Source organism: Streptomyces misionensis (assembly GCF_900104815.1).
Classification (GTDB): domain Bacteria; phylum Actinomycetota; class Actinomycetes; order Streptomycetales; family Streptomycetaceae; genus Streptomyces; species Streptomyces misionensis.
Genome location: NZ_FNTD01000003.1, coordinates 17,164 through 43,454 on the forward strand (window position 1 = coordinate 17,164; position 26,291 = coordinate 43,454).

Sequence of the window (26,291 nt, forward strand, 5' to 3'; positions counted from 1 at the left end):
CCGGAAATGCACGCCAGAGCTGTTCGAATCCTCTCCAAAGGGGCTTTCGGTGAAAGAATACCTAGAAAACTGTCGCATCTTCTTCGCACATCGTGAAGCGCGCTTAATCTTCGCGGCCGGTTTTCTTTCAACGGCTGGGGCGTGGCTTCTCCTTGTCTGTATGAGCATTGTGCTGTACCGTGCGGCAGGTATCGGACTGCTAGGGCTCTACAGTGTCCTGCGGATATTGGTTCCGGTGATTTCCGGACCTTTTCTGGGGCAGCTGAGTGCAGCTTACCAGCCGCGGACGATCATGATTGCGGTTGACTTGGTCCGTGCAGTCGCAGTCACGGTGATCGCGATTACTGCCGCCGCCGGGGGATCGCCGTTTCTCCTGCTGGCCATTGTACTCGTCTGCAGCCTCGCCGGCACCGTGTACGCACCGGCCGAGCGTCGCCTGCAACGTGATCTGGCTGATACCGAAAACCGTGCTGCAGCGAATTCCGTCCTGGGTATTTCCAGCAGTTTGGCGATGGTCATTGCTCCCGCGCTAAGCGGCTTGCTTGGTACCTCCGTGAGCCCCCTGGTGCTGATTGGGTTCGACTTCGTCAGTTTCCTCGGATCTGCCGCCTTACTGTGGCGGGTATCCCAGCGCTCTCTTTCGGACCCGGCCACGACACTGAAGGTGAAGTCGTCACTGCGTATCGCAATAAGCGCTCTCGCCGGTGACCGCGTCGTCCTGTCATGCTTTCTCACTCAAGGGGCTATGTCCGTGGGTGCCGGCGGTTCTCTGGTCGTACTGATGCCGATCGCCGAACGAGCGACTGGACATGACTCAGCGTATGGCTGGACCACAGCAGCCATAGGCATCGGAGCCGTGGCCGGCATGGCGCTCGGGGCCCCGATGGCCAGTAAAATCCGGGTGCGGCTGTCCGCTCTGTGCGTCATCGTCATGGGGATCATGCTCTGTACGCTTGTCACCGCAAACAACTGGCTCGCCGTACTTCTGATCTCCCTCTCTTTCGGAATCTTGGCGAACACACCGACAGCTTTGCTGTGGACGGTCTATGGCACCAGGGTTTCCGAGAGTAAATCAGGGCCGCTCTATGGCCTTGTCCAGTCCCTTATTGTCGGCGGTAATGCTCTTGGCGGCGTCATCGCTAGCGCCTCTACCGCTCAATTCGGGATGCGATCTTGCTTTGTCCTGGGTGCTGTTACTGCGGGGTTTGCCGCTGTAGCGATGATAATCACCCCCTCGCCTGCAAGCCTGACGGAGATTCGTCCTACCCAAGACCAAGCCCACCCAGGAGATGAGACCCAGGGCGGGGATCTCTCACGTGACCCGCATGATCAACTCGCATAGATGTAAAATAGCAGTGCGGTATTGGGGCGTCGCACTTTGGGGGTACAGCATTCCAAACTCGTAATTCTGTACACCGCCAGCGCACGCAGGGCCATCAATTGCGAGACCTATCCGGTAGCTTTTCGAAGGAAGTCTCCGTGGAGAATTTCACGCTGTACGTTAACGCAGTCGGCGCGTCCCTGCCGCCCGCCATATCTGTGCGAGAGGCTATCGATGCTGGGCTCTACCCCGCCGAACGGGCGGAAGAGAGCCGACAAGTTGCGGCAACCGTCGCACCATTGGACCGCCCAGCGCCCGATCTTGCCGTCGACGCCGCACGCATCGCCCTCCAGCGCTCCGGAATCGCCCCGGCCACCGTCGGATTCCTCTCGTACTCCTCCGTACTGGACACTGGCTTCGACATGTGGAATGCGGCCTCATACGTCCAGCGTGAGGTCCAAATTCCGCCGGGCCCGGCAGTTGTGGCCGAGATTAACAGCGGATGCACAGGCGTGATAGTTAGTCTCCAATTCGCCCGTGCGCAACTCCTTTGCATGCCTGATGCCGAAGCGGCACTGATCGTAGCAAGCGATTGCTTCCGGGCTCCGGAATTTGACCGCTGGAACAGCGACGTCGGGTCAATCTACGGAGATTGCGGAAGTGCCATCGTAGTCAGCCGCCGCCCCGGTCCACTGCGGCTCGAAGGATTAGCCGTTCACACGGACCCTATTATTGAACCGTTGATACGTGGGCACGACCCATTTCGCACTTCGCTACACGCCGGCGCACAGCCGATCAATTTGTCTCAGCGGAGTTGGGACTCTGTCCCCGAATTTAATGTGGAGGAACTCCGAGAGCGCTTGGTCAACGGGCCTCGCTCCGTCATACATCGAGTGACCAAGGCAGCGGGGATCGACCTCGGCGACGTAGCACACGTGATCCTGCCATCCTTGGGCTATAACGTCCTGCAACCCATTTACTTTCACGGAATTGGGATCGATCCGGAACGGACGACGTTCGACTATGGCCGTGGCATCGGTCACGCTGGGGCGTCAGACCCGATCATCGGCATTGACTACCTCCTCACCTCCGGTCGTCTCTGTCCCGGGGACTGGGTGCTAGCGGTGGCCAGTGGTTTCGCGTTCCTGTGGGGTGCAGCCCTCTTCCAAGTATGCTGACGGAGTTTAGAATCATGTGCAGTGAGATCTTGTTACCTGTTGGGGAAACTGAATAGAGGCACTCTGCCCAGACCTACCATGCCCAAGGCTGCGCCCAGGCTGTTTCCGTAATACAGTCGGGCCTGATTCATCGGGGAGTAAGGCTTGACTGCCGAAATTAAGAGCATCGTCGCACGCGTCCTGGAAATCCCGGTGGACTCCGTGCACGACGACCTGAGCCCGGAAACGTCGGGAGTGTGGACCAGCCTCAACCACGTTAGACTCATCGCAGCAGTGGAAGACGCGTACAGCATTAAATTCCAGTCGAATGAGATCAGATCCGTTCGCAGTGTATCCGCTCTGCGTCGGATCGTATTGATGAAGACCGGGGGCCGGCGACATGAAAGCGCTGAGTGAAGCCGATGTGGATCTCTTGCTTCTGATACGCCACTTCGAGATGGCTTTGCTGGATTTGTACGCCCGTGGGGAGGTCAGCGGGACCACCCACACCTGTCTGGGACAAGAATACATTCCGGTCGCCTTGGCTCCGTTACTCCACGTGAACGACTTCATCTTCAGCAATCACCGTGGACACGGCCACTATCTTGCGCGGACTGGCGACCCTGAAGGCCTCCTGGCTGAGATCCTCGGCCGCGAAGGGGCTCCCTGTCAGGGAGTCGGCGGAAGCCAGCATCTCCACCGCGACCGGTACTTCTCCACCGGAATCCAGGGGGAAAGTCTGGCTGTGAGCGTGGGCGTGGCGCTCCATGAGAAGCGGATGGGACGAGCCTCACTCGTCGCCGCGTATATCGGTGACGGCACCTGGGGCGAAGGCGCTGTTTACGAAGCTCTCAATCTGGCACAGTTGTGGCGACTTCCTTTGCTGGTCGTTGTGGAGAACAACGGCATCGCCCAATCCACCCCGACCGAACGGCACATGGCGGGAACTGTGGCCGGTCGGTCTGCGGCTTTCGGGATTGCCCACCACCTCGTCAGGTCGACCGACATCTCCCGTATCCGGGCCGAGTTAGCTCCGCGGATCTCCCGCGTACGTACCCGACACGAGCCGCTGGTCGTGGAGTTCGTCACCTCCCGGTTGGGGCCGCACAGCAAAGGGGACGACACGCGGACTAGCGACGAACTGGCCGCCGTCCGGGCTAACGACTGGTACACCGACTATGCGGAGCGGCGGGGGGAGTCCTTCCTGGCCGCTGACGCCAGGCAGCGTCAAAGGGTTGCTGCGATCACGGAGGCTGTACTGCGGCGCCCCCTCTGTACTTGGGAGGAGGCAGGTTGATGGCCCGTAACAAACGCCTGGCCGAGAGCCTGAATGGTGCCCTGCACTCACTTTTCGAGCGGCACAGCGACCTCTATCTGCTTGGCGAGGACATAGTTGATCCCTACGGCGGGGCATTCAAGATCACGAAGGGTCTGTCGACTCGCTTTCCCGACCGCGTGTTTACTACGCCGATCAGCGAGAACGCGATCATCGGGGCCGCCGGCGGGCTAGCACTGTGCGGAAATCGCGTTATCGCCGAAATCATGTTCGGCGATTTCCTCGCCCTCGGTTTCGATCAGATCCTCAATTTCGCCACCAAGACGGTTTCCCTATACGGCGGCCGCAAGCAGATGCGTCTCGTGGTGAGGTGTCCGGTCGGCGGACATCGGGGCTATGGGCCCACGCACAGCCAGAACCTGCAGAAGCACTTCGTCGGTATCCCGCACCTGTCGCTGTACGAGCTGACCTCTTTCCACGACTCCGAGGCGCTCCTCGACGATGCCTTCGATCGCGGTGAACCCGCCATCTTCTTCGAGCCCAAGGTGCTGTATACCCAGCGCACCCATCGGGGCGGGAGACTCGACGAGACGTTCGCCTATCGGCATCTGGAAGGACCAGGCCACTGGGTGCACGTGTACCCAACGCGTGAAGAGGAGCGGCCCGCCGAACGTACGCTCGTCGTAGTGGCCCCTGGCGGAACCGCTGCCGCCGCGGTGACTGCGGCACGTGTGCTGACTGGTGCAGATCTGTCCGTACATATTCTGATACCAGCGCTGCTCTATCCACTCGAACTCGAGCCAGCCATGGAGGTCCTGCGCGGTGCATCTGGGATATGCGTCGCCGAGGAGAGCACAAGTGGTGGCACATGGGGGACGGAAGTCGCCCGGCACGTTCACGAGCGGCTATGGGGCCGCATGCCGCAGCCAGTGAAGCTGCTGAGCTCCCGGGACAGCATCATTCCCAGCGCGCCGCATCTGGAGCGCCATGTCCTGCTCCAGCCCGGTGACATCGTCGACGGCCTATCTGAACTCGCCCGAGCGCAGCTGGACGCGGGCGCACCCACCGTTCTCTACGGGGCCGAGACTGGCAGGGCTGTGTCGTCCGGACGTGGCGTCGGTAACGACGCGACCAGCCGACCGCCGCAAGCAGCAGAAGTGCCGGAAGAGGTGATCGTACCGAAACTAAACAACAACGATACCGAGTACATCTTGCTCAGCTGGCTCATCCAGGACGGTAAGAACGTTGAACGGGACCAGGCGATCGCTGAGGTTGAGACGTCTAAGGCGGTCGAGGAGCTGTCCGCCACGGTGGCCGGCGTCCTACGGCATCGCGTTGGCGAGGGCGTAGAGTGTCGTCCCGGTGACATCATCGCGGTATTGGAGCGAGCGGATGGGAAAAGCCCGGCCAGGATCGCAGACGGTGCGGCCGCCGCCTCTACCCGGACGCCGAGTCCTACGAGCGAATTGCCCGACACGACCACCGACGCCCATATCGTCGCCCTCGACCGTGCTCAGCAGCTTGTCGGCCAGGTGGTCACCACATCGAGGCGGGAGATCCCCGATGCTTTCGTGCTCCGCCGGGTCCGGCTCGACGCGGTGCACAGGATCAAACGGGAACTCGACGACCGTTACGCCGAACTTGTAGAGCTGCCGGAGTTGCTCATCAAGGTGATCGGCGGGCTCCGTGAGGAGTTCCCGCTCTGTTTCTCTTCGCTTGCCGACGCCTGTTCCGTCCGAGTGGCGACTTCAGCAGACGTCGGAGTGACGTTCGACGCCGGCAACGGTCTCTTCATCCCCGTGGTGCGCGAGGCGGAGCGACGCTCCCTTACCGAAATCGCCGACAGTCTGGCGGAATTCCGCATGCGGGCGTTTCGCGGTTCCTTTAGCGAAGAGCACCTACGTGCTCCGTCCATCGTTCTGTCCTGGAACCACGACCCTGGGGTTGTGATGGTCCAGCCTGTGATTCCTCCGGGATTAGCTTGCGCGGTTTCTGTCGGTGGCGCCCTGGAGGAAATCCGACTCGACGGTTCGGGGCATCCAATTGTGGGCCGGGTGGCACACATCGGCCTGGCCTACGACCATCGTATTCTCAACGGCCGGGAAGCTCTCGCCTTCCTTGCTGCACTGGCTGCCGTGTTGGAGGACCATTCCATGGTCGAGCGACTGGTGAAGGAGGGGCATGGACCGGACGGGGCCTCCATGAGGCCACCACAGGTTCGCTGACCACGCAGCGTTTCGGCTGTCGCGACCAGCACGTCGAGCCTGTCGATGTTGGTACCCGCGCTGGGAGCTTGAGGCTTCGAAGATCGCAAAAGGGTGAACCTTGCCGCGTCCTCCCCTTCGGTGAGGCTGAAGAACAGCGGAACTTCCCAAATCTTCGCCGCGGTCGCCGGCATGCTGGGACCCGCCAGCGTCTGCGCGAGGCCGACGACAAGCCAGACTCGGCGACGAGGAGGTGGGCTGATCAGGCGGAGCCGGGCCGCATAGGCGGCGGTGATCCGGCCTCTCTCTCCGAATCGACGAGCGCCAGCTGCTCGCCTCATCCCAGGCCGAGTCGGCTCAGGGCTGTGGTCCAGTCGGTGACGATGGCCTGCTGCGCCGCCTTGAGGGTCACCTTCCCGGAGCAGACCGCGGTGTGCAGCTTCGACTCCACCGGGTCCTTCCTGTTGTTGACCCCGGAGCCCGGCTTGTGACCGGGGTCCGGGGGCTCGCCCCAGAGGTTGCGGGCGTCGTTCGGGTCACCACCGAGCTCGAGGGACATCAGGTGGTCGTACTCGGCGTCGCCGAGACGGCCGGTGTAGCCGTAGGAGGCGGCGTTCGACCGCTTCTCGTGGCCCGTCACCTCGGGAGCCCACCCCGAGGATTTCCCGGACTGCAACAGCAGTGGCGGCTGTGCTGACATCTCGGCGAACATGGCAATCTGATCTGCAGCCCCTCGACGCCCTGATCGCCTTACTCCGAGCTGGAAGCCGACCCGGCACGCGGCCGTGGGGGCGCCGCCACTGGAGCCGACGATCATCCTGCCGTGCGTCTGTCCGTACCTGTTGCGCCACGCCAGGGCCGGGGTGGCGCAGTTTCCCTGGGCGCTGGACTGGGCTTGGCCCAAGGAGTGGCCGGCCGCCGAACCGGCGAAGCCGCCACCGGTCCCGGTGACCGACGACGCTGCCGAGTGCTCGCCCGTCCTGAGTGAGAAGGCGGCGGCACGCGAGGACGAGCAACGGCGGATCAGGGCGGTGGCGATCCGCCACCGCTTCGCCGAAGCGCACTCGGGTCAGGAGCGGCCCCGCACGGACCGACTGGAGGACACCCTGAGGCCGTACACGAGGGTATTAGCGCTCGGGCATCAGTCTCTTACCGACATTGTCCGTTTGCTTGTGTACCCGAGAGGCCGTTGACGGAGCGGCCCACACCTGGACCAGATGTTCCTCAACAGGCTCTTGCCCGTCGGGAAGATCCATGAGCTCGTTCGCTGCGTCTCGTCCTCTCGCGTGTACCCGCACCCGGTAGGGCCCCGGGCCGACGCTGGAGAAGTCGGGCAACTCCTTGAGGGCGTCGGTAGGGATCATCGTAGATATGCGAGGCCAGTCACTGGCGAGAGCGAGACTCACTTCGGCGATTTCGTCCCAGTTGTTGCAGTCGACTTCGGACGGTCGTTCTGAGCAGATTTCGATGGTGACGCGCACTTCACCGGAGTTCAGGCCTGTAGCCACAATGGCGAATTCGCCCGGACCGGACGGGTACCCGGCGGAGTCCAGTACTCCAACTAGTCCGTTGAGGTTGTCGAAGCGCCAGTTACTGGTGTCGTAATTATCGCCGTGGATGTAGTACTGACCGGAGTCGACGTAGATATCCCGTGTCACCACCAAGGTTAGACCTCCACGGAGAACGGATCGCCCTGTGTGTTCGGGGGTTGCTCAACTTTGCGTGTGGCGAGCGGGCGTCGCTTGTGGTGTTGGTGCTTGCGCCGGGCGTGAGGCGGTCGTGTTATCTCCTTCCTGGTGGGCCGGGCGCCGGGGCAGCCGCGACGCGGGCAGCAGGCCGAGAGCGGCAAGTGCGGCAAGGATCAGCGGAGTGGAGCTCGTGGTTGAAACAGCCGAGCTGGTTGCGCTGGCCGCGACGGCGATGCCGAAGGTCGGCCCGATGTTCATGGCGGTCTGCTTGAGCCCGCCGACGACTCCGGCGTACTCGGCGGCGCGTCACCGACGACGGTCCCGGTGGCGGTGACCATCACGGTGGCGAACCCGGCACCGATGGCGGCAAAGACTGCAGCCGTAGCCATCCATGTGCTGGCGGGATCGAGCCGGGACAGCCCCGCGATGCCGACCACGACGAAGAGCGTACCGGCGATCGCGGTGCGGCGCGCACCGTACCGGCGCAGTGCGGCGACCGCGGCGGGTGAGCCGAGGACCATGAGCACGGTCAGCGGGAGCACGCGCAGACCGCTGGCGAGTGGGTCGAGTCGAAGTACGTCCTGGAGGTAGAACGTGGCCCTGAACAGCGCGCCGAACACGCCGGCGGTGGTGACCAGCAGGAGCGTCATCGACGCCGTCACCGGTACGGACCGCGCTACGGCTGGTGGAACGATCGGGTGTGTGGTGCGGCGTTCGTGCCAAGTGAGCAACGTTGCCACGCCGATGACGGCGAGGAATTCGAGCAGCATCGGCGTGGCGGTCCAGCCCCGCGTGGGTACATCGGATGGTAGTAACAGTGCACTCTCGAAGATTTCCGCCCGCATCCGGAACAGGCCGCCGATACGGCCCGTGATCGCACGGCGAGTCGAGCTTCCGCATCCGTTAGCACCAGTTGGTCGACTCTCACACCGACACCAGGCAGTAGAAGGTCCGCAATCTGCACCCCACCCATCACGACTGATGGCTGCCCACCCAACCACCCCCAAATTAGCGACAGAGCCAACTTCCGTGATCGGTAACGCTGGGTTATTTGGTCAGAGATCGAAGAGTGGGTCTTCCTGAGGCTCAGGCTCGGGGGCGAGGACGGCGCGGATGCGGCTGATGGCCTGCCGCCACTTCGGTCCGTCCGCTGTCTCGTCCCAGAGGTCGGCGAGTTCGGACTCCTCGGCAACCACGCGATCGAGCGCCTCGACAGCGAGCGACCGAAGATCGATGCCGAAGATCGGAAGGGCTTGGTCGGGGCCGTAACTTGTGCTGACCGGTTCACCGCCCGGGCACTGTGCGGCGATGAGAGCGGCGGCGGCAACGGCCTCAGCTCCCTCAGGACTCTCAAGGTAGTCCCGAGTCTGGATGGTGCGGATCAGCGTCGTCCGGACCAGGGTCTCGCGCTCGTCCTCGGCGGCCTCGTCCAGAGCGTCGGCGAAGTCTGCGGCCATGTCGTTCTCGAACGGACCGATGTCCCAGGTTCCCATGATGATCTCCTTGTGCCACTGGGCGGCGATCATCGCAGCGGCCACCGACAAGGCCGTCATGAGGCCAGCAGGACCCGTTTCCGCAGGAGCGCGAAACCCGCGCGGCCGAACATCTGGCGCTTGAGCATCTTGATCCGGTTGACGTGGCCTTCGACGACGCCGGATTTCCAAGGAAGGGTGAGTCCGGCGATGACGGCGCCCCGATCGCGGTCGATGCCGGCGGCGAGGGTGTGGAGGCTGGGAAGGTCGTCCTGGCGGACCACGTCGAGCCATTCCGGGAGACGCTCGCCCTGGCGCTCGCTGAGCATGACGGCGAAGGAGCGGACGTGCCGGGTCAGGGCATCCCGTGAGTACGCGGCCCTTGCGCGTCGCGTACTCATCGACACCCACCCCCCGCGGGCTCGCCGGCTCCGGATCTGGGAGCTCCTCGACCAGCCGCAACTGGGCACCCGGGTCGACCAGCCCCCGCACCCCGGGCGACTGTGCCCCGCCGCCGAAGCTTGGGCCTTCACGTTCACAGACTCGACGTCCACGCCGACCGACAGCACCGAGACACCTACGACCGACGGGAACAGCAGCCCTCCGGGCAGGGCATCAGAAGATCGTCCACGGTCCCGCACCGCCCGCTGGCGATTTTCAGGCAACCTTCCGCCGCAGACCGTCCCACCCGATTGTCACTCACCGTGCACAGACCACGGAAACGGAAGTTGAGCCAGAACCCGAAAACGGACAGCACCCCACCACCCGAGGTTCAGCTCTGGCGTCTCTCAGCGTCGGGCGTACCGTGGAAATGTGGCTGAGACCGATCAATACGCCCAGTGGGTAGCCCGGAGAATCAGAACCTTCGCCCAGGTACCCTCCGGCACCCCGCTGGTGTGGCAGGCCGCACGGCTCTACCAGCACACCCGGCGCCTGGCTGAGCTCCCGCGGGGCCACGGCGCTGAAGACGCCCTGGCAGCACTCGCCCTGAGTACGAGCATCTACCACGAAGCCCGGTGGAGTGGTGTGCTTCAAGCGGTGCAGGAGGGTGCCACCACGGAGGAGATCGCTATTGCCCTTGGGATCTCTATCGACGACGCCCGAGACCTCATACACCGGATCCAGGGCCGCGAACTCGAGCTAAAACGGTACTTCCAGCAGGCGCGACCGTAGCCATACCGAGGCCATCCCATCGGTCCGAGACAAGGTCCAATGCTGCCGAAACCAGGAGCACGCCGACCCGGGCGGCGCCGGAAGTGCCAACCGATCCCCCGGCCGCCGGAAGCTGGCGCCCGGGGACAGCAACGAGCGGTGAGGTCAAGGGATGACACAGCCAAGGTCGCAACCGGCGCCGCCCGGGTCGGTGTGACCGCAGTCCCGGTCCAACAACTGGATCCGGGCCGCACGGCGGGGGGCATAGACCTCGGAGAGAGCCGCGATCGCGTCGGGCACGTCCTCGGGCGAGTCACGCCGCACGCCGTCGAACCAGGCGTTCAGCTCGTCGTTCGTACGGGTCATCAAGTCGGCCGGGATGTCGAGCACGATCCGCCTCCGGGTGTGTGAGCGATCTGGGTCACTGACCCCGTAACGCCCGGCCGCCCGCCGGGTGTCGGGTGGCCGGGAGAACGAGCTCCAGGACCACGCGACGGCAAGGGCGGAACGGCGGGCGGTGCGTCGTCTCACCGGCGCGGCTCAGGCCCTCGGGTGGGAGTCAGGTGTGATGGGCGCCGGGTCGGTGAGCGCGTCGAGGGCGCGACGGCCCGCAGGGTGCCCCGGCGGCCGGTCGCGGTGTCCGTCACCGCGCGGCCGATCCAGGGGTGCGTGCGGTGCAGCAGGGCGCCGCTGTCGGTGCTCATGAGCGCTGGTCCTGGTGCGCGGCCAGGGGTGCCCACGAGTACCGGACCCGGACGCCACGGGCCTGGAGCCAGCGGATTTCGCGGTGGCGCAGGTCGACGGCGGTGCTGGGCGCGATCGCCTCGGGCCACCGCGTGATGAAGGTGGCGGCGGCGCCGGCCTGGACGAGCTGGCGCACGCGCCGCCATCCGTCGCGGTGCTGGGGGTCGGGGTCGTCGTAGGGGTCGCGGATCACCTCCGCGACGCGCCATCCGTGCACCGCCGCGTAGGCGCGCCCCTCCTCTTCGGCGCGGTCGGCGGGCAACTGCAGGCTGTAGATGCTGCGATCGACGCAGACGTACAGCAGGGCGGAGCACGGGTCCGGGCGCACGGCGGCCGGGACCGTCTCCTCACGGGTGGTGATTTCGGGTGTGGCCATGTCCCCGGACGGTAGGGCGAGTACAACAGGGCGCAGGCACGCAAAGTGCGTGCACTCCCTCCCCGTTGGTCCGGAGCAGCCATGGACGCTCACGCCATTGGTCGGCGCATCGCCTACTGGCGGGACCGCCGCCGGCTCACCCAGCAGGATCTGGGCCACCTGATGGGCCGCAACAGACGCGGGATCCAGGACCTGGAGCGCGGGGAGCGGCAGGCGGACCCGCGGGTCTCAGTCATGGAGGACGCCGCCCGCGCCCTGCGGATCCCCCTCGCATGGCTGCTCGCGGACGGCCCGGAGACCGCCTGTATCGACCCCGTGGAGCTGGAGGCGATCCGGGCGGCGCTCCAGCGGGACGACGTGATCACCGGCACCGACCACTCCCCCGTGCTGGACGTCGCGACCCTGCGCCGCCGGGTCGCGCACGGCTGGGACTCCTTCCAGGCGGTGGCGCTCGTTTCCCTGGGGCGGGGTCTGCCCCGGCTGATCACCGAGACGAGCCGCGCCGGCGCCCGGCACACCGGGGACGACAAACTCGCCGCCTGCCGCGCCCTGTCCATGACCCTGTGCCTGGCCGAGGCCATCGCGATCAAGTACAGGTCCGGGGAGCTGGCGCAGCTCGCCGGGCACCGGGCGGTGCTGGCCGCCGAGCAGTCCGGCGGCGTGATGACGATGGATTGCGCCGCGCGGCACATGGCCGATGCGCTGGCCTATCACGGATAGCCCGACGCGGCCGCGCAGGTCGCGCGGGCCGCCGCCGCCCGCCTCGGGACCGACCTGACCCGGGCCCGCGCCGCATGCTCTACCTCAAGGCCGCGTACGCCGAGGCCACGGCCGCCGCTTCCGCCCGCGCCGTGCCCGGCCTCCTGGACCAGGCCGACGAGCACGCCACGCAACTCGGCGCCGCCACCAACGTGATGTGGACGGCGTTCAGCGCGGCGAACGTCGCCCTCTACCGGCTCGCCGCACACGTCCAGCTCGGGAAGGTGCGGGGTGAGCAGTACGCCGAGACAGCACGCGAGCTGGTCGGGCCGGGCGGCACGCTGTTCTCCACGCCGCAGCTGCCGCCGCCGGCCGGATCCGGGACGCGAGGGGTCCCGGTCGTCGGAGGTGAACGACCGGGGCCCTCGTCCGCATGCCGTCCGGACGTCACGCGCCGGGGCAGCCGGCGCGGAACGGCCGGTCGACCCGCGTCGGCCGGGCGCACACCGCGGCGGGTCGCTCCGAGCTGACGGGAATCGCGGCGCGGAACCCTCCGGGAGACCTGCGTGAGGACCCCGCGCGGCGGCCGGCCGCGGTCCGGGCGAGGCGGGTGCGGCGCCGGCGGTTTGACCAGGACGCGAGAGACGCCGACTACGTTCGCGCCATGGACATCCACCCGACTGCAGTGCCACACGCCTACCTCCTGGTGCCGGCGGTGATCGAGGACGAGCGCGGCTGCTTCTTCGAGTCGTACCGCCTGGACATCCTCGCCGAGGCCGTCGGAAGGCCGATCGCGGCGGTCCAGAGCAACTACTCGGTCTCCCGCCGGGGCACCCTGCGGGGCATTCACGGAGTGGCCATGCCTCCCGGGCAGGCCAAGATCGTCTCGTGTGTGCGGGGCGAGGTCCTCGACGTCGTCGTCGACATCCGGCCCGGTTCGCCGACGTACCTGCGGCACACCGCCACCCGGTTGTCGGCCGCCAACGGCGTCGCGGTCTTCGCCGCCGAGGGGCTAGGGCACGCGTTCCTCGCGCTCACCGACGACGCCTGCGTCAACTACCTGTGCTCCACCACGTTCGTCCCCGGCACCCAGCTCGACCTGGACGCCCTCGACCCGGAGCTCGGCCTGCCGTGGCAGCGCGAGAGCGAGCTCGGCGGCTTCGACCTGCTGCGGTCCCCCAAGGACCGGGCCGCGCCCACGGTGGCCGAGGCCGAGCGCGCCGGACTGCTCACCTCCTACGAGGACTGCCTGGACCACTACGCCGCCGCCGACCCCCTCCCGGGTGCGCGGGCTGCCGCCTGAGCCCCGCGCCGACAACGCGTCACACAGCACACGGGCGGTCAGTGGCCGGCCTCCCCGGAGGGAGGGGCCGCCGACCGCCCGTGTCGTCGGCGGGTCAGGACCGGGTGTGCCGCCAGGTGGCCACGGTCGCCGGGATGAGGCACGACAGCAGCGTGCGAGCCTGGGAGTTGACGTACTGCTCGTAGCGGACGAAGGACGACAGCTGCGCGAGGGTGACCCAGCGGTGGCCCGGTGGCTCCTCGGCCACGGCGTCCGCGGGGACCTCGACGACCAGGCACCGGCTCTCCGCGCCGAGGAACCGGCCGCCCTCCTCGGCGTGGACCGCCTCGTAACGGATGGCCGCGGCGTCGGCGGCGAGGACGGTGCCGAGGAACGCCGGTCGGCGCTCGGGCGGCAGCCAGTCGAAGTTGGCCGCCGTGCACTGGACGGTCGGCGCGAGCTGGACGGTGTTGTGCAGCCCGGCCTCGGGGCGGGCCTGGACGAGCACGTGGAGCACACCGTCGACCGGGGCAGCGAGGAACGCGGCGACGCCGGTGCCGACCGGTGCGAGCAGCGGCTGCGACCAGGTCGTCACCTCGCGGCTGCCGGCCTCCACGTCCACCCCGACCACCTCGAAGTAGCGTCCGGCCTCGTGCCGTATCGCGTCGTCGTCCACCCGCCAGCCGGGCAGCCCGGCCAGCGGCACGGGGCAGGTGACCAGGTCCCGGCGGGCGCGCTCGCCGGTCAGCCAGGAGAGCACGTCGAGGTCGGAATGGAGGGCGGGCGAGGCCGGGTCCCAGGAGCGGTCGAGGGCGCGCGCGAACTCGTCCCGTCCGCCTGCCCCGCCGTCCGCCGGATCCGCCGGGCCGACGGGCAGACAGGCCAGGACGCTGCGGGCGTTCATGTTCACCACGTTGTCCTCGCAGAGCAGCGCGGCGATCTGGCTCAGCGTCAGCCATACGAAGCCGTCGTGGAGCGGCACTTCGTCGAAGACCTCGACGACCATGTTGCGGTTGCTCTTCTGCAGGAACCAGGTGCCCACCTCCGACTGGAGGCTGTCGGCGAGAACGCGACCGCGACCGCGACCGGCGGTGGTGAAGTACTCGATGTACTTCACCACCGCCCCGCCGTGCACCCGGGTGAAGTTGGAGCGGGTGGCCTGCACGGTGGGCGAGAGCTGGAGCACGTTGGAGTTGCCCGGTTCCATCTTCGCCTGCATCAGGAAGTGCAGGACGCCGTCGAACTCCTTGGCCAGGATGCCGAGTACGCCCACCTCGGGCTGGTCGAGGATGGGCTGGTGCCAGGCGGTGACCGGGCCCGAGTCCGAGCGGATGCCCGCGCCGATCACCGAGAAGAACCGCCCGCTGCGGTGGACCAGGTTGCCCGAGGCGGCCTCGAACGACCAGCCGTCCAGCGCGGCGAGCGGCGCCCGAGTCACCCGGTAGTGGCCCTCGCGCCGGTGGGCGGCGAACCACTCGCGGAACTCGGTGGTGGACAGGTGCACGCCCCGCGCCGCCGCGGCGGACAGCGCGAGCCGGCCCGGCAGATCGGCGTCCGGCCGCCGGGTGGACGTGGTGCGCGCCGGGGTCGCCGACGGACTCCGTCCGGAGAGCTGAACGGACACGGAGGGCCTCCGAGAGTGTGGGTAGGTCACGGCTGGGTGGGGGCGTCAGGCGCGCGTGGCGGGCACCCGGGCCTCGATGAGGTAGAGGGCGCTGCGCGCCTGGGTGACGCCGGTGAACTCAAGCCCCGCGGCTCGGAAGATGCCCTCGAAGTCGCGCTGGAAGTGCTCCCGGCCGCCGACGTTGAGCAGCAGGAAGAGGTCCATCGCCGTGGTGACCCGCGGCTCGGGGCTGCGGTCGACCAGGTTCTGGATCACCACGATCCGGGCGCCCGGCGCCGCGTGCTCGGCGATGTTGCGCAGCACCCGCACCGACCGCTCGTCGTCCCACTTGAGGATCTGCTTGATCAGGTACAGGTCGGCCTTGACCGGCACGGCTTCCAGGCAGTCGCCGGGGGTCACGCCGGCCCGGCCGGAGAGCGCGCCGGTGGTGAGTTCCCGGTCGGCTCCCGCCACGACGGACGGCAGGTCGAACAGCTCGCCGTCGACGTGCGGGTGGCGCTCCAGTACGGTGCGCAGCAGATGGCCGTGGCCACCGCCGATGTCCGCGATCCGGGTCACACCGGTGAGGTCGAGCGTCTCGGCGACCGCCTGCGAGGTGAGCGCGCTCGCCTGGGTCATCGCGCGGTTGAAGACCTGGGCGTCGGCGGGGGCGTCCTCCTTCAGGTAGCGGAAGAAGTCCTTGCCGTGCAGGTCCGGCACCACCGCGTCGCCGGTGCGCACCGCCTGCTCCAGCCGCGGCCAGGCGTCCCAGGTCCAGGCGGCGCCGGCCCACAGCACCATGTCGGCCATGCCGCCGGCGGCGTCCGAGCGCAGCAGGCGGGAGAGCCCGGTGTGGCGGAAGCGGCCGGCGCCGACGCCGGTCTCCTCGAAGACACCGTGTGCGGCCAGCGCGCGCAGCAGCCGGGCCAGCGTGTCCGCGTCGGCGCCGACCGCCCGGGCCAGCTCCCCGGCGTCCGCCTCGTCGGCGTCGAGCGCGTCAGCGACGCCGAGCCGCACGGCGACCTGGAGTGCGGAGGCGACAGCCACGCTCAACGCCATCTCGCGGATGCGGATCTCGGCGTCGAGGCCGCTCGCGGGGGTTTCGGCGGGGGTTTCCGTGGCTGCGGTGGGGGCTGCGGTCGGCATGGCGGGACCTCACTGTTCGTACGGAATGGGTGGGTTCGCTGGGCTCGGAGAGGGCGCGGCCCGGCGGGTGGGTGACGGGGGGGACTCACCCGCCGGGCGGCGGCTCCGCGGGGGGCGGGGGACGTCCCCGGGAGTCACCACCGACCCTCGCGGGTGGTGCTCCAATGCCGCTGGAGTCTCGCTGACCTCGCGGACGTGACCGTCAGGCGGCGGCCTCGGCGGCGAGCTCCTCGAGGACGGGCACGAGGTCGGCTGGGGTGCGCAGCGCGCGCAGCTCGTCGCGCAGCCGCTCGGCGTGGTGCCGGAAGGAGGCGTCGGCGAGCAGGGCGGCGAGCGCCGTGCGGGCGGCGTCGGGGCGGTCCGGCGTGGCCGCGGGGACCACCAGCCCGGCCCCGGCCTGCGCGACCCGGCGCACGTTGACGCCCTGTTCCGCGGAGAACGGCACGCCGAGCTGTGGCACCCCGGCCGCGACCGCGGTCATGGTGACGCCCGAGCCGCCGTAGTGGACCACCGCGGCGCAGCCCGGCAGCACCAGACGCAGCGGGACTGTGCCGAGGACGCGCACCCCGGGCGGCGGGTCGCCGAGCGTCGCGGTGTCGGCCGGGCCGCCGAGCACCACGATCTCGGCGTCCAGGCCGGCGAAGGCGGCGACCAGTTCGGGCAGGAGCTGGGAGGCGGGCCCGTAGATCCGGGTCATCGAGTTGCCCCAGACGACGCAGACCCGGGGCCGGTCATCGGTCGGCGGCGCGACGGCCGGGGCGGCGCCGGGCCCGTTGTAGGGGATGTGGCGCATGCGCAGCCGGTGGGCGTCGGTGGGTGGCGCCAGGCTCGGCGGGCACGGGTCGATGACGTGCTCGATCAGCTCGGGGCCCATCTCCGGCTGGCCGTGACGGGGGAACGAGCCCGTCGGATCGCCGGGCAGGACGCGCAGTTCGGGCTCCGGCTCGGCGGTGCCGTGCGGGCCCCACAGGTGGAGCACGGCCGGCACGCCGAGGACCCGCGCGGCGAGCAGTCCCTCGATGCTCAGCCGGTCGTGGACCACCAGCTCCGGCCGCCAGGCGCGGGCGAACCCCACCACGGCGTCGAACGTGTCACGGGTCGCGCGCAGGATGCGGTCGCGCTCCCCGGCGCGGAACGCCGGGAAGTCGAACTCGGCGAGATCGGTGAGGACTTCGCCGGTGAGCGGGTGCGGCGGGAGTCCGGGATGGGGCCAGCGGCCTTCCTGGGCGTCCCAGTAGTTGCGCAGCCTGCCCTGGACGATCATTTCCAGACCGGGCCGCATGACCGGCACGGCGGTCAGTCCGGTACGGCCGAGGGGCTCGGTCTGGCTCAGCGCGCACGCCACCCGCACCTCGTGGCCGGCCGCCTGGAGGGCCCAGCCGAGGGGGACGAGCGGGTAGTAGTGGCCGGTCCAGTCCGACACGGTGAACAGCACACGCACGTGGGGCTCCGGTGGGGAAGTCGGCGCGACGGCGCCGGACGGTCAGGGCGTCAGGTGCCCGGCGATCCAGCCGCCGTCCACGACGACCTCGGTGCCGGTGACGTACGAGGAGTCGTCGCTGGTGAGGAAGAGCGCGACGGAGGCGGTCTCGTCGGCCTCGCCGAACCGGCGCAGAGGCAGGGTCCGGTGCAGCCACTTGACCTGCATCTCGTGCAGGTCCTTCGTCATGTCGGTGCGGATGACGCCCGGGCATACGGCGTTGACGCGGATGCCGTCCGGGCCCAGTTCCATCGCCGCCACCCGGGTCATGCCGACGACGGCGAACTTCGAGGCGCAGTACGCGGACAGGTACTTCAGCCCGATCAGCCCGTCCACCGAGGAGATGTTGACGACGGTGCCGCCCCCGGCCTCGCGCAGCGCCGGGACGGCGGCCTGCGTGCCGAGGAAGACGCCGAGCTGGTTGACCTCCACGACCCGCATGAAGGCGTCCGCCGGCATCTCGTCCACGGTGCCGATCTCCACGACTCCCGCGTTGTTGACCAGCGCGTCGAGCCGGCCGAACGCCTCGCGGGCCGCGGCGACCGCGGCGGCCCACTGGTCGGCGTCGCGCACGTCGAGGTGGACGTAGCGGGCCGCGTCGCCGAGTTCGGCGGCGACCTTCCGGCCCTGGTCGTCGAGGACGTCCCCGATGACGACCCGGGCCCCCTCGGCGGTGAACACGCGGGCCATCGCCGCGCCCTGGCCGCGGGCGCCGCCGGAGATGAGGGCGACTCTGCCGTCGAGCTTTCCCATGACGCTGCCTTTCTGCCGTCTTGGCGGGTCAGCCGGCGGTGGTCGGGGCGCCCGTGCGGAGCGCGGTGAGGACTGTCCACAGGCTGCCGGGCGTGGCGAAGGTCTCGGAGGTGAGAGCCTCGTCCGGGAAGGAGACGCCGTACTGCTCCTCCAGGCTGAGCATCGTCTCGATGGTGGCCATCGAGTCCATGCCGTGCTCGCCCAGGCGCGTGTCGTCCTCCAGCGGGCAGTCGGCGGGCAGCAGCGGCAGGGCGTCGCGCAGGGTCTTGTCGAACCTCTCGTCCCAGGGAACGGACATGGTGGGCTTCCTTGTCTGTGGGGTCTGTGCGGTTTCGTGTGTGGGTCCGCCGACTACGCGGCCGGGGTGGTGGCGCCGACGAGTTCGGCGAGCCGCTTCTTGTCGGTCTTGCCGTTCGGGGTGAGCGGCAGCTCGGGCAGGACGTGGCAGACGTGCGGCACCTTGGCGGCCTCCAACCTCTGCCCGAGCGCGCGGAGCACCTCGGCGGGCGCCTGCTCACCCGCGACGAAGAGCACCACGTCCGCGGTCGGCGTCGGCGGCAGTACCGCCGCGGCCCGCACCCCTGGCACGTCGAGCGCCGCCGCCTCGATCTCCAGCGCGCTCATCCGCACGCCCTTGCGCTTGAACAGGTCGTCCCTGCGGCCGCTGACATAGAGGTGGCCGTGCTCGTCGAGGTACCCGAAGTCCCCGGTGTGCAGGGCGACTTCGCCGGTGGCCGGGTCGGTGCGGAACCGGTCCCGGGTGGGCTCGGGGGCACGCCAGTAGCCCGCCATGACGTGCGGTCCGCGGACCACGATCTCGCCGGTCTCCCCGGTCGGCAGCGGCCGGCCGTGCTCGTCCACGACGAGCACCTGCGTGCCCGCGAGGGGCCGGCCGACCGACTCCGGGCGCGGCGGTACCTCGCCGGGTGCCAGGACGGTGATGCGCTTGCACTCCGTGGTGCCGTACATCGGCGCCACCGCCGCGCCGGGGAAGAGGGCGCGCAGCTTCGCCACCACCTGGGGCGCGAGGGCCGCGCCGGTGCTGGTGAACAGCCGCACGGCGGGGGCGGGCCGGCGGTCCCGGGCGGCTAGCCTGAGCAACATGTGCGCGAGCGAGGGCACCACGGGGAAGACAGTGATCCGGGCCTCGTGCAGCACCGTCATGAGGCCGACGTGCTCGTCTGTGCCGGACAGCACGAGCCGGGCGCCCGCGCCGACGGCGAGGAAGATCTGGTAGAGCCCGTAGTCGAAGGAGAACGGGATGACGTTGAGCACCACGTCGTCGGGCCCGTAACCCAGCCGGTCGGCGATGGCCGCCGCGGCGAAGACCACCGCGCGGTGCGGGCTCATCACCGCCTTCGGGGTGGCGGTGCTGCCGGAGGTGTACATCAGCAGCGCCAGGTCGTCGGGGCACACGGCCACCGGGGGAGCCACACCGTCGTCGGCGTACACCTCCTGCTGAAGCGCCGTCAGGTCGAGCACCGGCGCGTGGGTCAGTTCGCGCAGCTCGACGGCGTCGGCGCCGCGGGCGAGCACGAGGGCGGGCTCGGCGTCCCGGACGACCCGCTCCAGGTGGAACCGCTTCATCGCGGTGCTGAGGGGGACGAACACCGCGCCGGCGCGCAGTGTGCCGAAGAGCAGCGCGACGAAGTGGCGGTCGTTGCCGATCCGCACCAGCACGCGGTCGCCGGGCCGCACCCCGGAGCGGACGAGCCGGTGCGTCCACGCCCGGGCGGCGGCGTCCAGCTCGGCGTAGGTCCAGCCGCCCTCGGTGTCGCGGACGGCGGGGGCGTCGGAGTGCTCGGTCACCGCCCGGTCGAGCAGTTCGTGGACGAGCGCGCACCCGTGCACGGCAGCCTCCTTCACGGTGCTCACCACTCCGGCTGGTCGGTGATCTCGACGACGGCGGCGGTGCAGCTGTAGCCGGCGCCGCCGCCGAGCAGCAGGACCCGGTCGCCCGGGACGACCGCCCGGGTGCGCAGCAGCCAGGCGAGCCCGGCGGTCCAGTCCCCCGCGCCGATGTGCCCGGTGGTGCGCCCGTACTCCCAGGTGGTGGCGGACTCCGGCACCGACAGCAGGTGGTGGAAGTGCCAGCCGCCCTCGAAGCGGCCGGTGGCGCCGATCACCACGCGGGAGATCTCGCGCATGCTTGTCCTGGCGTGGCTGAGGGCCTGGCTGCGGGCCTGGGTGATGACGCGCCCGGTGCGCAGCTCGACCTGCTTGGCGTCGTGCGCGGCCAGGTACTCCCGGGAACGGGCCACCAGGTCGATGGCGGCGCCGCCGGCCGGTGCCGGACGCAGTGGCCGGTCGCCGCGGGCCGCGCCCTCCAGGGCGTTGTCGGCGACGGTGACGGTGGACAGCACCCGGGCGAAGCCGCCGCGGGTGGACAGCACCATGGCGGTGCCGCCGTCGCCGTAAACGTTGTAGTCGTGCATGTTCCAGCGGTCCACCTCGGGCGGGGCGAACCGGTCGCCGGTGGTGACGAGCGCGGCGCTGCCGCCACCGACCCCCGCGGTCAGGTGTGCCCCGGCGAGCTCGATGGCACCGAGCGCGCCGTTGCACCGCTGCTGGACGTCGAAGGCGGCCACGGGACGCCCGACGGTGCCGGCCGCCACGTAGGAGGCGCTCGGCCAGATGTCGAGTCCCTGGTACCACAGGCTGGCGTGGAGGAGGAGCGAGAACTCCTCCGGGGCGAGCCGTGACTGCTCCATCGCGGCCCGGCCGGCGCGTACCGCCATGTCCGGTGGCGCGACGTCCTCGGCGACGCAGACGGAGACGTAGTCCCGCGCCGCCCGGCGCTCCTCGGCGTACCGCCCGGCCCGGACGGCCTCCGTGACCGGGAGCGGTTCGGGCAGCCAGGCGCCCAGGCCGGCGATGTACAGGTGATCCCACTTCATTGGATTCCTACCTAGCCGCGCGCGGTGCAGAACTCGCGCACCGAATCGATCATGTAGTCGACCATCTCGGCCGTCAGCAGCGGATGGACGCCTATCCAAAAGGTGTGCTCGGTGACGACGTCACTGTTGGTCAGTCCGCCCGACACCCGGTGCGGGATGCCGGTGTAGGCGGGGTGCCGGAGGAGGTTCCCGGCGAACAGCCGCCGGGTGCCGATGCGGCGCGACTCCAGGAAACCGGTGAGCTCGCCGCGGGTGAACGGCGCCTCGGGCCGCACGGTGATGACGAAGCCGAACCAGCTCGGGTCGCTGCCCTCGGTGGGCTCCGGCAGCAGCAGCCCCGGGATGCCTTCCAGACCCTGCCGCAGCCGCTGCCAGTTGCGGCGCCGGGCGCGGCCGAAGTCCGCCAGCTTGGGGAGCTGGCTCAGGCCGAGGGCGCCCTGCAGGTCGGTGGCCTTCAGGTTGTAACCGACCTGCGAGAAGATGTACTTGTGGTCGTAGCCGTAGGGCAGGCTGCCCATCTGGTGCTTAAACCGCTTGAGGCACTTGTCGTCCTCGCCCGGCTCGCACCAGCAGTCCCGGCCCCAGTCGCGCAGCGACTCCACGATGCGGGCGAGCGCGAGGTTGCCGGTGAGCACGGCGCCGCCCTCGCCGGTGGTCAGGTGGTGGGCGGGGTAGAAGCTGATGGTGCTCAGGTCGCCGAACGTGCCGGTGAGCCGCCCCTGGTAGCGCGAGTCGAGCGCGTCGCAGTTGTCCTCGATGAGGAAGAGGTCGTGCTCCTCGGCGAGCGCGGCGATCTCGGTGGCCGGGAAGGGGTTGCCGAGCGCGTGCGCGATCATGATGGCCCGCGTCCGCGGCCCGATCGCGTCCGCGATCCGCTCCACCGTCGTGTTATAGGTGCCCACTTCGATGTCGACGAAGACCGGCACGAGGCCGTTCTGCACGATCGGGTTGACGGTCGTGGGGAAGCCGGCCGCCACGGTGATCACCTCGTCGCCCGGCCGGAGCCTGCGGTCCTCCAGGTGCGGGGAGGTCAGGGCGGTGAGTGCCAGGAGGTTCGCCGAGGAACCGGAGTTGGTCATGTGTGCCTTGCGCAGGCCCAGCGCCCGGGCGAGGGCGCTCTCGAATTTGCGGGTCTTCACGCCCGAGGTGATCCGCAGATCGAGCGCGGTCTCCACAAGCGCGGCCCGGTCCTCCTCGTCGAGCACCGCGCCGGCGGGCAGCAACGGCGTGACGCCGGGTACGAACTCCTCCTCCCGTGCGGTCTCCCGGTGGTACTTGCGCACCTGTTCAAGCAGCAACGCCTTATCGCCGCTCACCTGCATCGCCTCCCGCGCCTACGGGCCAAAGTCGCTGTATGTCGCCGGAGCGCGGCATGCGTCGCCGCGACCGGATTCCACCGTGTGGGCAGGGGCTCAAGAAGCCCTTGAAGCCCGGCGGTCCGCCACGTCCCGCCACAGGGCCAGCAGGGCGTCCTCCAGCGGTCGCCGGGGTGACCAGCCGAGTGCCGCGTGGGCGGCCGAGTGGTCGATCTCCTGCCACTCGGCACCCGCCCGGCGCGGCTGGTCGCCGGTGTCGTCGACGACGCGGGCCGGGATGCCGCTGGCCGCGACGAGGGCGTCGACCATCCACCGCACGTCCACCGCCTCGCCCCGGCCGAGGTTGATCACCCGCCCGGTGACCGGGCGCTCCGCGGCGGCGACGACGGCGTCGGTGATGTCCCGGACGTCGACGAAGTCCCGTTTGGCACGCAGTGGCGCGAGCCGCAGCAGGGCGGGCGTGCCGTCCAGTGCGGCGTCGCTCAGCTGCCCGGCCACCCGGCCGAGCAGGCTGCTGCCCGGCGTCCCGGGGCCGACCACGTTGGAGATCCGCAGCACGACCGCGTCGAGCCGGCCGGCGGCGGTCGCCTCCAGCACGAGACGGCTGCCGCGCAGCTTGGTGCGCCCGTAGACGGTCCCGGGCCGCTCGGGGACGCGCTCGTCGAGGGCCGCGCCGGGTGGCACCGGCCCGTACTCGTGAACCGAGCCCAGCTGCACCAGACGCGGCCGGGGCCGGTCGAGTGCCTCCAGTGCCCGGACCAGCCTGCGCACCAGGGCGACGTTGACACGCACCATCTGGCGCGGCGACACGTCCCAGACCGCGCCGGTGGCGTTGACCACCACCGTCGGCCGGACGCGCCGCAGCAGCGCGGTGAGTTCGTGCGGGGAGGCGGCCAGCAGGTCGAACGCGACGGCCCGGGACGCCCCTTCGGCGGGCGGACCGCCGGGGGTGCGCGAGACCATGACGACCTCGTACCCGGCGGCCTCGAAGGCGGCGCTCACGTGGTGGCCGACGAAGCCGGTGGCGCCGAGCACCAGGGCGGGGCCCCGGCGCCCGGCCGGGTCGGCCGTCACGGCTGCCCGGCGGCCGCGGCCGGGCCGGTCGCCGCGGGTTCGGGCAGCTCGCCGGTGGCGGCCAGCCGCTCCAGAGGACCCACCAGGTCGGCCGGGACCGGCCGGGCGGCGTTCTCGCCCGCCAGCCGTCCCGCCGCCGCGCGGTGTGTGGGGCCGCCCAGCAGCGCCGCCACCGCACCGCGCACCGCCGCTTCGGTGGCCCGGTCACCGGTGATGTGCAGCCCGGCGCCGGTGGCGGCGAGCCGCCCGCCGTCCGCGTCCTGTTCGGGTCCGAAGGTGAGGGCGAGCTGCGGTACGCCGGCGGCGGCGGCGGTCATCACCGTGCCCGCGCCGCCGTGGTGGACGATCGCGGCGCAGCTCGGCAGCAGCAGGTGGAGCGGGAACCGCTCCACCGTACGGACGTTGGGCGGCAGTTCGCCCAGGCGCGCGGCGTCGTCGGGGTGGACCGGCACCACCACCTCCACGTCGAGCCCGGCGAGTGCCCGCACCACGCGCGGGGCGAGGTAGGAGCCCGCGCCGTAGGAGGTGCTCACCGAGTTGCTCCACAGCACGCACACCCGCGGCCGGGCCGGCGGCTCCAGCGCCCAGGGCTCCATCGCCCCGGGACCGTTGTACGGCACGTACCGCACCGGCAGTCGGGTGGCCCGGGTGGGCGGCGCCAGGCTCGGCGGACAGGGGTCGATGACGTACTCGATCAGCTCGGGGCCCATCTCGGGCAGTCCGTTCCGGGGGAAGGCCCGGGTGTAATCGACCGGCAGCGGATGCAGCCGCGGATCGCTCTCCGCGGTGCCGACCGGCCCCCACAGGTGGGCGACGTGCGGGACGCCGAGCGCACGGGCGGCCAGCACGCCCTCCATGCTGAGCCGGTCGTGCACGACCAGGTCGGGCCGCCAGGAGCGGACCAGCTCCAGCACGCCCGCCACGCCGGTCGCGGTCTCGCGGGCGATGCGGCGCCGGCACTCGGTCGCGTACGTCTCGAAGTCGAAGCCGTCGAGGCCGGCCAGCTCCTCCCCGGTGTCGGGGTGCAGGCCCGGCAGTTCCGGGTAGCGCCATGTGCCCGCCCGGATGTCGGTGAGGTTCTGGAACCGGGCGAGGAAGACCATGTCCAGGTCGCCCAGGACGGGGACCGCGCTCAGCCCGGCGCCGCTCACCGCCGTCACCTGGGACGGCGCGCAGGCGACCCGCACCTCGTGCCCGGCCGCCTGGAGGGCCCAGCCGAGCGGGACCATCGGGAAGTAGTGGGCCGGCCAGTCGGAGACCGTGAACAGCACGCGCATGGGTGTTCCTTAGAAGGTGGGGTTCAGCGGGCGGCGGCGACGGACCCGGCCTCGGCCAGCTCCGCCAGGGTGCGGGCGAGGTCGGCGGGGGTGGGGCGGGCCGCGTTCTCCTCGCGCAGCCGGGCGGCGGCCGTGGCGAACGACGGATCGTCGAGCAGCCGCGCCACCTCCCGCCGGATCGCCGCCGGATCGGCGAGGTCGCCCCGCAGGTGGGCTCCGGCGCCCGTGGCGGCCAGCCGCACGCCGTTGGCCTGCTGTTCGGGGGCGAAGGTGAGCGCGAGCTGCGGCACCCCGGCGGCGACCGCGGTCATCGTGGACCCCGCGCCGCCGTGGTGCACCACCGCGGAGCAGGTCGGCAGCAGGAAGCGCAGCGGAAAGCGCTCCAGCACCCGCACGCCGGCCGGCACCGCGCCGAGCGCGGCGGTGTCCTGCGGGATGCCGGTGAGCACCACCTCGGCGTCGAGCCCGGCCAGGGCCCGCAGGATGTCGGGGACGACGAAGGAGCGCGGCCCGAACATCCGCGTGAGCGACGCCCCCCAGATGACGCAGACGCGTGGCCGGGCGGGCGGCTCCAGCACCCACTCGGGCATCTCGCCGGGCCCGTTGTAGGGCACGAACCGCACTGGCAGCCGGTGTGCCCGGGTGGGCGGGGCGAGGCTCGCCGGGCACGGATCGACGACGTGGTCAACGAGGTGGGTGCCGGCCTCGCCCAGCCCGTGCCGGGGGAAGAACCCGGCCGGGTCGGGGGGCAGCAGCCGCAGCAGCGGGTCCTGCTCGTCCGTGCCGACCGGCCCCCAGGCGTGCAGCACCGCGGGCACGCCGGTCGCCTTGGCGGCGAACAGCCCCTCCAGGCTAAGCGGATCGTGGACGACGAGGTCGGCCCGCCACTCACGGGCGTGCGCGAGCGTGCCGGTGAAGTTGGCCTTCACCGCGCCGGCGATCTCCCGCTTGTGCTCCGCGAACCAGGCGTCGTAGGAGAAACCGTCGAGCGAGGCGAGTTCCTCCCCGGTGACGGGGTGCAGCGGCATCCCCGGGTAGGGCCGGTTGTCGCCCTGCGCCTGCCAGTAGTAGAGGAGCCGGGTCTGGGTCACCATGTCGAGGCCGCCGAGCACCGGCACCGGGGTCAGCCCGGCGTCGGCCAGCGGCCCGGCCTGCCCGGCCGGGCAGACCACCCGTACCTCGTGCCCCCCGCTCTGCAGCGCCCATCCCAGCGGGATCATCGGCGCGTAGTGGGTGAACCAGTCGGACACCACGAACAACACTCGCATCGTGCGGTCTCTCCCGTCCCCGGCGGGCGTGCCCCGCCTCGCGGGGATGCTGCCGGGGCGGCCTCGATCCTGTGTCGAAGCCCCCTGGACCGGGACCCGGCCGGGG

Annotated in this window: 26 protein-coding genes and 2 pseudogenes; 9 read left to right on the top strand and 19 right to left on the bottom strand. The window is 69.9% G+C overall.

What is annotated here, in order from left to right:
* The first annotated feature begins 49 nt into the window (after window positions 1-49).
* The 5 genes from BLW85_RS00295 (at window position 50) to BLW85_RS00315 (ending at window position 5,979) form a co-directional block, all read left to right on the top strand.
* Window positions 50-1,342 (top strand): MFS transporter, encoded by a 1,293-nt coding sequence (locus BLW85_RS00295; protein WP_074989951.1) that lies wholly within the window; start codon window positions 50-52, stop codon window positions 1,340-1,342.
* 872 nt (window positions 1,343-2,214) lie between these two features.
* Window positions 2,215-2,499: a 3-oxoacyl-[acyl-carrier-protein] synthase III C-terminal domain-containing protein gene (locus BLW85_RS39870; protein WP_244174761.1), complete on the top strand. Its 285-nt coding sequence runs from the start codon at window positions 2,215-2,217 to the stop codon at window positions 2,497-2,499.
* Between the two features lie 144 nt (window positions 2,500-2,643).
* Window positions 2,644-2,895, top strand: a complete 252-nt coding sequence (locus BLW85_RS40840) for an acyl carrier protein (protein ID WP_074989953.1) — start codon at window positions 2,644-2,646, stop codon at window positions 2,893-2,895.
* A complete protein-coding gene (locus tag BLW85_RS00310; RefSeq protein WP_074989954.1) occupies window positions 2,879-3,775 on the top strand; it encodes a thiamine pyrophosphate-dependent dehydrogenase E1 component subunit alpha in 897 nt (298 codons plus the stop codon). The genes BLW85_RS40840 and BLW85_RS00310 overlap by 17 nt, the downstream gene beginning before the upstream one ends.
* Window positions 3,775-5,979 (top strand): 2-oxo acid dehydrogenase subunit E2, encoded by a 2,205-nt coding sequence (locus tag BLW85_RS00315; protein ID WP_074989955.1) that lies wholly within the window; start codon window positions 3,775-3,777, stop codon window positions 5,977-5,979. The genes BLW85_RS00310 and BLW85_RS00315 overlap by 1 nt, the downstream gene beginning before the upstream one ends.
* A gap of 316 nt (window positions 5,980-6,295) precedes the next feature.
* On the opposite strand, the gene BLW85_RS40845 is transcribed toward BLW85_RS00315, so the two are convergent.
* From BLW85_RS40845 to BLW85_RS00340, 5 genes and pseudogenes are all read right to left on the bottom strand, one after another.
* Complete coding sequence (locus BLW85_RS40845) at window positions 6,296-6,997, bottom strand: hypothetical protein (protein WP_425275322.1); 702 nt, start codon at window positions 6,995-6,997, stop codon at window positions 6,296-6,298.
* A gap of 88 nt (window positions 6,998-7,085) precedes the next feature.
* Entirely contained in the window at window positions 7,086-7,622 is a 537-nt protein-coding gene (locus BLW85_RS38720) for a hypothetical protein (protein WP_143060385.1), read from the bottom strand.
* A gap of 48 nt (window positions 7,623-7,670) precedes the next feature.
* Window positions 7,671-8,446 (bottom strand): annotated as a pseudogene (locus BLW85_RS00330) (MFS transporter); the annotation flags it as partial.
* Window positions 8,447-8,701: 255 nt separating this feature from the next.
* The gene (locus BLW85_RS00335) at window positions 8,702-9,199 is read right to left on the bottom strand and encodes a DUF4259 domain-containing protein (protein ID WP_425275320.1); all 498 of its coding nucleotides are present in this window, start codon (window positions 9,197-9,199) and stop codon (window positions 8,702-8,704) included.
* Window positions 9,196-9,480 (bottom strand): annotated as a pseudogene (locus BLW85_RS00340) (transposase); the annotation flags it as partial. The pseudogene BLW85_RS00340 and the gene BLW85_RS00335, both read right to left, overlap by 4 nt.
* A 451-nt stretch (window positions 9,481-9,931) precedes the next feature.
* Here BLW85_RS00340 and BLW85_RS00345 point away from each other — a divergent pair.
* Window positions 9,932-10,291: a hypothetical protein gene (locus BLW85_RS00345; RefSeq protein WP_074989959.1), complete on the top strand. Its 360-nt coding sequence runs from the start codon at window positions 9,932-9,934 to the stop codon at window positions 10,289-10,291.
* A gap of 144 nt (window positions 10,292-10,435) precedes the next feature.
* Here the strand turns inward: BLW85_RS00345 and BLW85_RS00350 are convergent, their stop codons facing one another.
* The 3 genes from BLW85_RS00350 to BLW85_RS00355 all read right to left on the bottom strand — a co-directional run bounded on the left by BLW85_RS00350 (window position 10,436) and on the right by BLW85_RS00355 (window position 11,390).
* Entirely contained in the window at window positions 10,436-10,660 is a 225-nt protein-coding gene (locus BLW85_RS00350) for a hypothetical protein (protein ID WP_074989960.1), read from the bottom strand.
* Window positions 10,661-10,797: 137 nt separating this feature from the next.
* A complete protein-coding gene (locus BLW85_RS39080; protein WP_167381338.1) occupies window positions 10,798-10,974 on the bottom strand; it encodes a hypothetical protein in 177 nt (58 codons plus the stop codon).
* Window positions 10,971-11,390 (bottom strand): hypothetical protein, encoded by a 420-nt coding sequence (locus BLW85_RS00355; protein ID WP_244174762.1) that lies wholly within the window; start codon window positions 11,388-11,390, stop codon window positions 10,971-10,973. The genes BLW85_RS39080 and BLW85_RS00355 overlap by 4 nt, the downstream gene beginning before the upstream one ends.
* Before the next feature lie 81 nt (window positions 11,391-11,471).
* Here BLW85_RS00355 and BLW85_RS00360 point away from each other — a divergent pair, with 81 nt between their 5' ends.
* From BLW85_RS00360 to BLW85_RS00370, 3 genes are all read left to right on the top strand, one after another.
* Entirely contained in the window at window positions 11,472-12,110 is a 639-nt protein-coding gene (locus BLW85_RS00360) for a helix-turn-helix domain-containing protein (RefSeq protein WP_074989961.1), read from the top strand.
* Window positions 12,111-12,184: 74 nt separating this feature from the next.
* Window positions 12,185-12,619, top strand: a complete 435-nt coding sequence (locus BLW85_RS00365) for a hypothetical protein (RefSeq protein WP_074989962.1) — start codon at window positions 12,185-12,187, stop codon at window positions 12,617-12,619.
* A gap of 134 nt (window positions 12,620-12,753) precedes the next feature.
* Window positions 12,754-13,392, top strand: a complete 639-nt coding sequence (locus tag BLW85_RS00370; RefSeq protein ID WP_074989963.1) for a dTDP-4-dehydrorhamnose 3,5-epimerase family protein — start codon at window positions 12,754-12,756, stop codon at window positions 13,390-13,392.
* 94 nt (window positions 13,393-13,486) lie between these two features.
* Here the strand turns inward: BLW85_RS00370 and BLW85_RS00375 are convergent, their stop codons facing one another.
* The 11 genes from BLW85_RS00375 to BLW85_RS00425 all read right to left on the bottom strand — a co-directional run bounded on the left by BLW85_RS00375 (window position 13,487) and on the right by BLW85_RS00425 (window position 26,185).
* Complete coding sequence (locus tag BLW85_RS00375) at window positions 13,487-14,995, bottom strand: NDP-hexose 2,3-dehydratase family protein (protein ID WP_079172179.1); 1,509 nt, start codon at window positions 14,993-14,995, stop codon at window positions 13,487-13,489.
* 45 nt (window positions 14,996-15,040) lie between these two features.
* Complete coding sequence (locus tag BLW85_RS00380) at window positions 15,041-16,120, bottom strand: methyltransferase (protein ID WP_074989964.1); 1,080 nt, start codon at window positions 16,118-16,120, stop codon at window positions 15,041-15,043.
* A gap of 202 nt (window positions 16,121-16,322) precedes the next feature.
* A complete protein-coding gene (locus tag BLW85_RS00385) occupies window positions 16,323-17,561 on the bottom strand; it encodes a nucleotide disphospho-sugar-binding domain-containing protein (RefSeq protein WP_074989965.1) in 1,239 nt (412 codons plus the stop codon).
* A 42-nt stretch (window positions 17,562-17,603) separates the two neighbouring features.
* Entirely contained in the window at window positions 17,604-18,353 is a 750-nt protein-coding gene (locus BLW85_RS00390) for an SDR family NAD(P)-dependent oxidoreductase (protein ID WP_074989966.1), read from the bottom strand.
* Between the two features lie 28 nt (window positions 18,354-18,381).
* Window positions 18,382-18,651: a phosphopantetheine-binding protein gene (locus BLW85_RS00395; protein ID WP_074989967.1), complete on the bottom strand. Its 270-nt coding sequence runs from the start codon at window positions 18,649-18,651 to the stop codon at window positions 18,382-18,384.
* A gap of 53 nt (window positions 18,652-18,704) precedes the next feature.
* A complete protein-coding gene (locus tag BLW85_RS00400) occupies window positions 18,705-20,228 on the bottom strand; it encodes a class I adenylate-forming enzyme family protein (RefSeq protein ID WP_244174763.1) in 1,524 nt (507 codons plus the stop codon).
* Window positions 20,225-21,250: a ketoacyl-ACP synthase III family protein gene (locus BLW85_RS00405; RefSeq protein WP_074989968.1), complete on the bottom strand. Its 1,026-nt coding sequence runs from the start codon at window positions 21,248-21,250 to the stop codon at window positions 20,225-20,227. Before BLW85_RS00405 ends, BLW85_RS00400 begins: the two co-directional genes overlap by 4 nt.
* An 11-nt stretch (window positions 21,251-21,261) precedes the next feature.
* On the bottom strand, window positions 21,262-22,572 hold the full coding sequence (gene rfbH / locus BLW85_RS00410; protein WP_074989969.1) for a lipopolysaccharide biosynthesis protein RfbH: 1,311 nt from the start codon (window positions 22,570-22,572) through the stop codon (window positions 21,262-21,264).
* Window positions 22,573-22,662: 90 nt separating this feature from the next.
* Window positions 22,663-23,640: an NAD-dependent epimerase/dehydratase family protein gene (locus tag BLW85_RS00415; RefSeq protein ID WP_074989970.1), complete on the bottom strand. Its 978-nt coding sequence runs from the start codon at window positions 23,638-23,640 to the stop codon at window positions 22,663-22,665.
* Window positions 23,637-24,917, bottom strand: a complete 1,281-nt coding sequence (locus BLW85_RS00420) for a nucleotide disphospho-sugar-binding domain-containing protein (RefSeq protein WP_074989971.1) — start codon at window positions 24,915-24,917, stop codon at window positions 23,637-23,639. The genes BLW85_RS00415 and BLW85_RS00420 overlap by 4 nt, the downstream gene beginning before the upstream one ends.
* A 23-nt stretch (window positions 24,918-24,940) precedes the next feature.
* Window positions 24,941-26,185, bottom strand: coding sequence for a nucleotide disphospho-sugar-binding domain-containing protein (locus tag BLW85_RS00425; RefSeq protein WP_074989972.1), 1,245 nt, complete (start codon window positions 26,183-26,185; stop codon window positions 24,941-24,943).
* Window positions 26,186-26,291 lie beyond the last annotated feature (106 nt).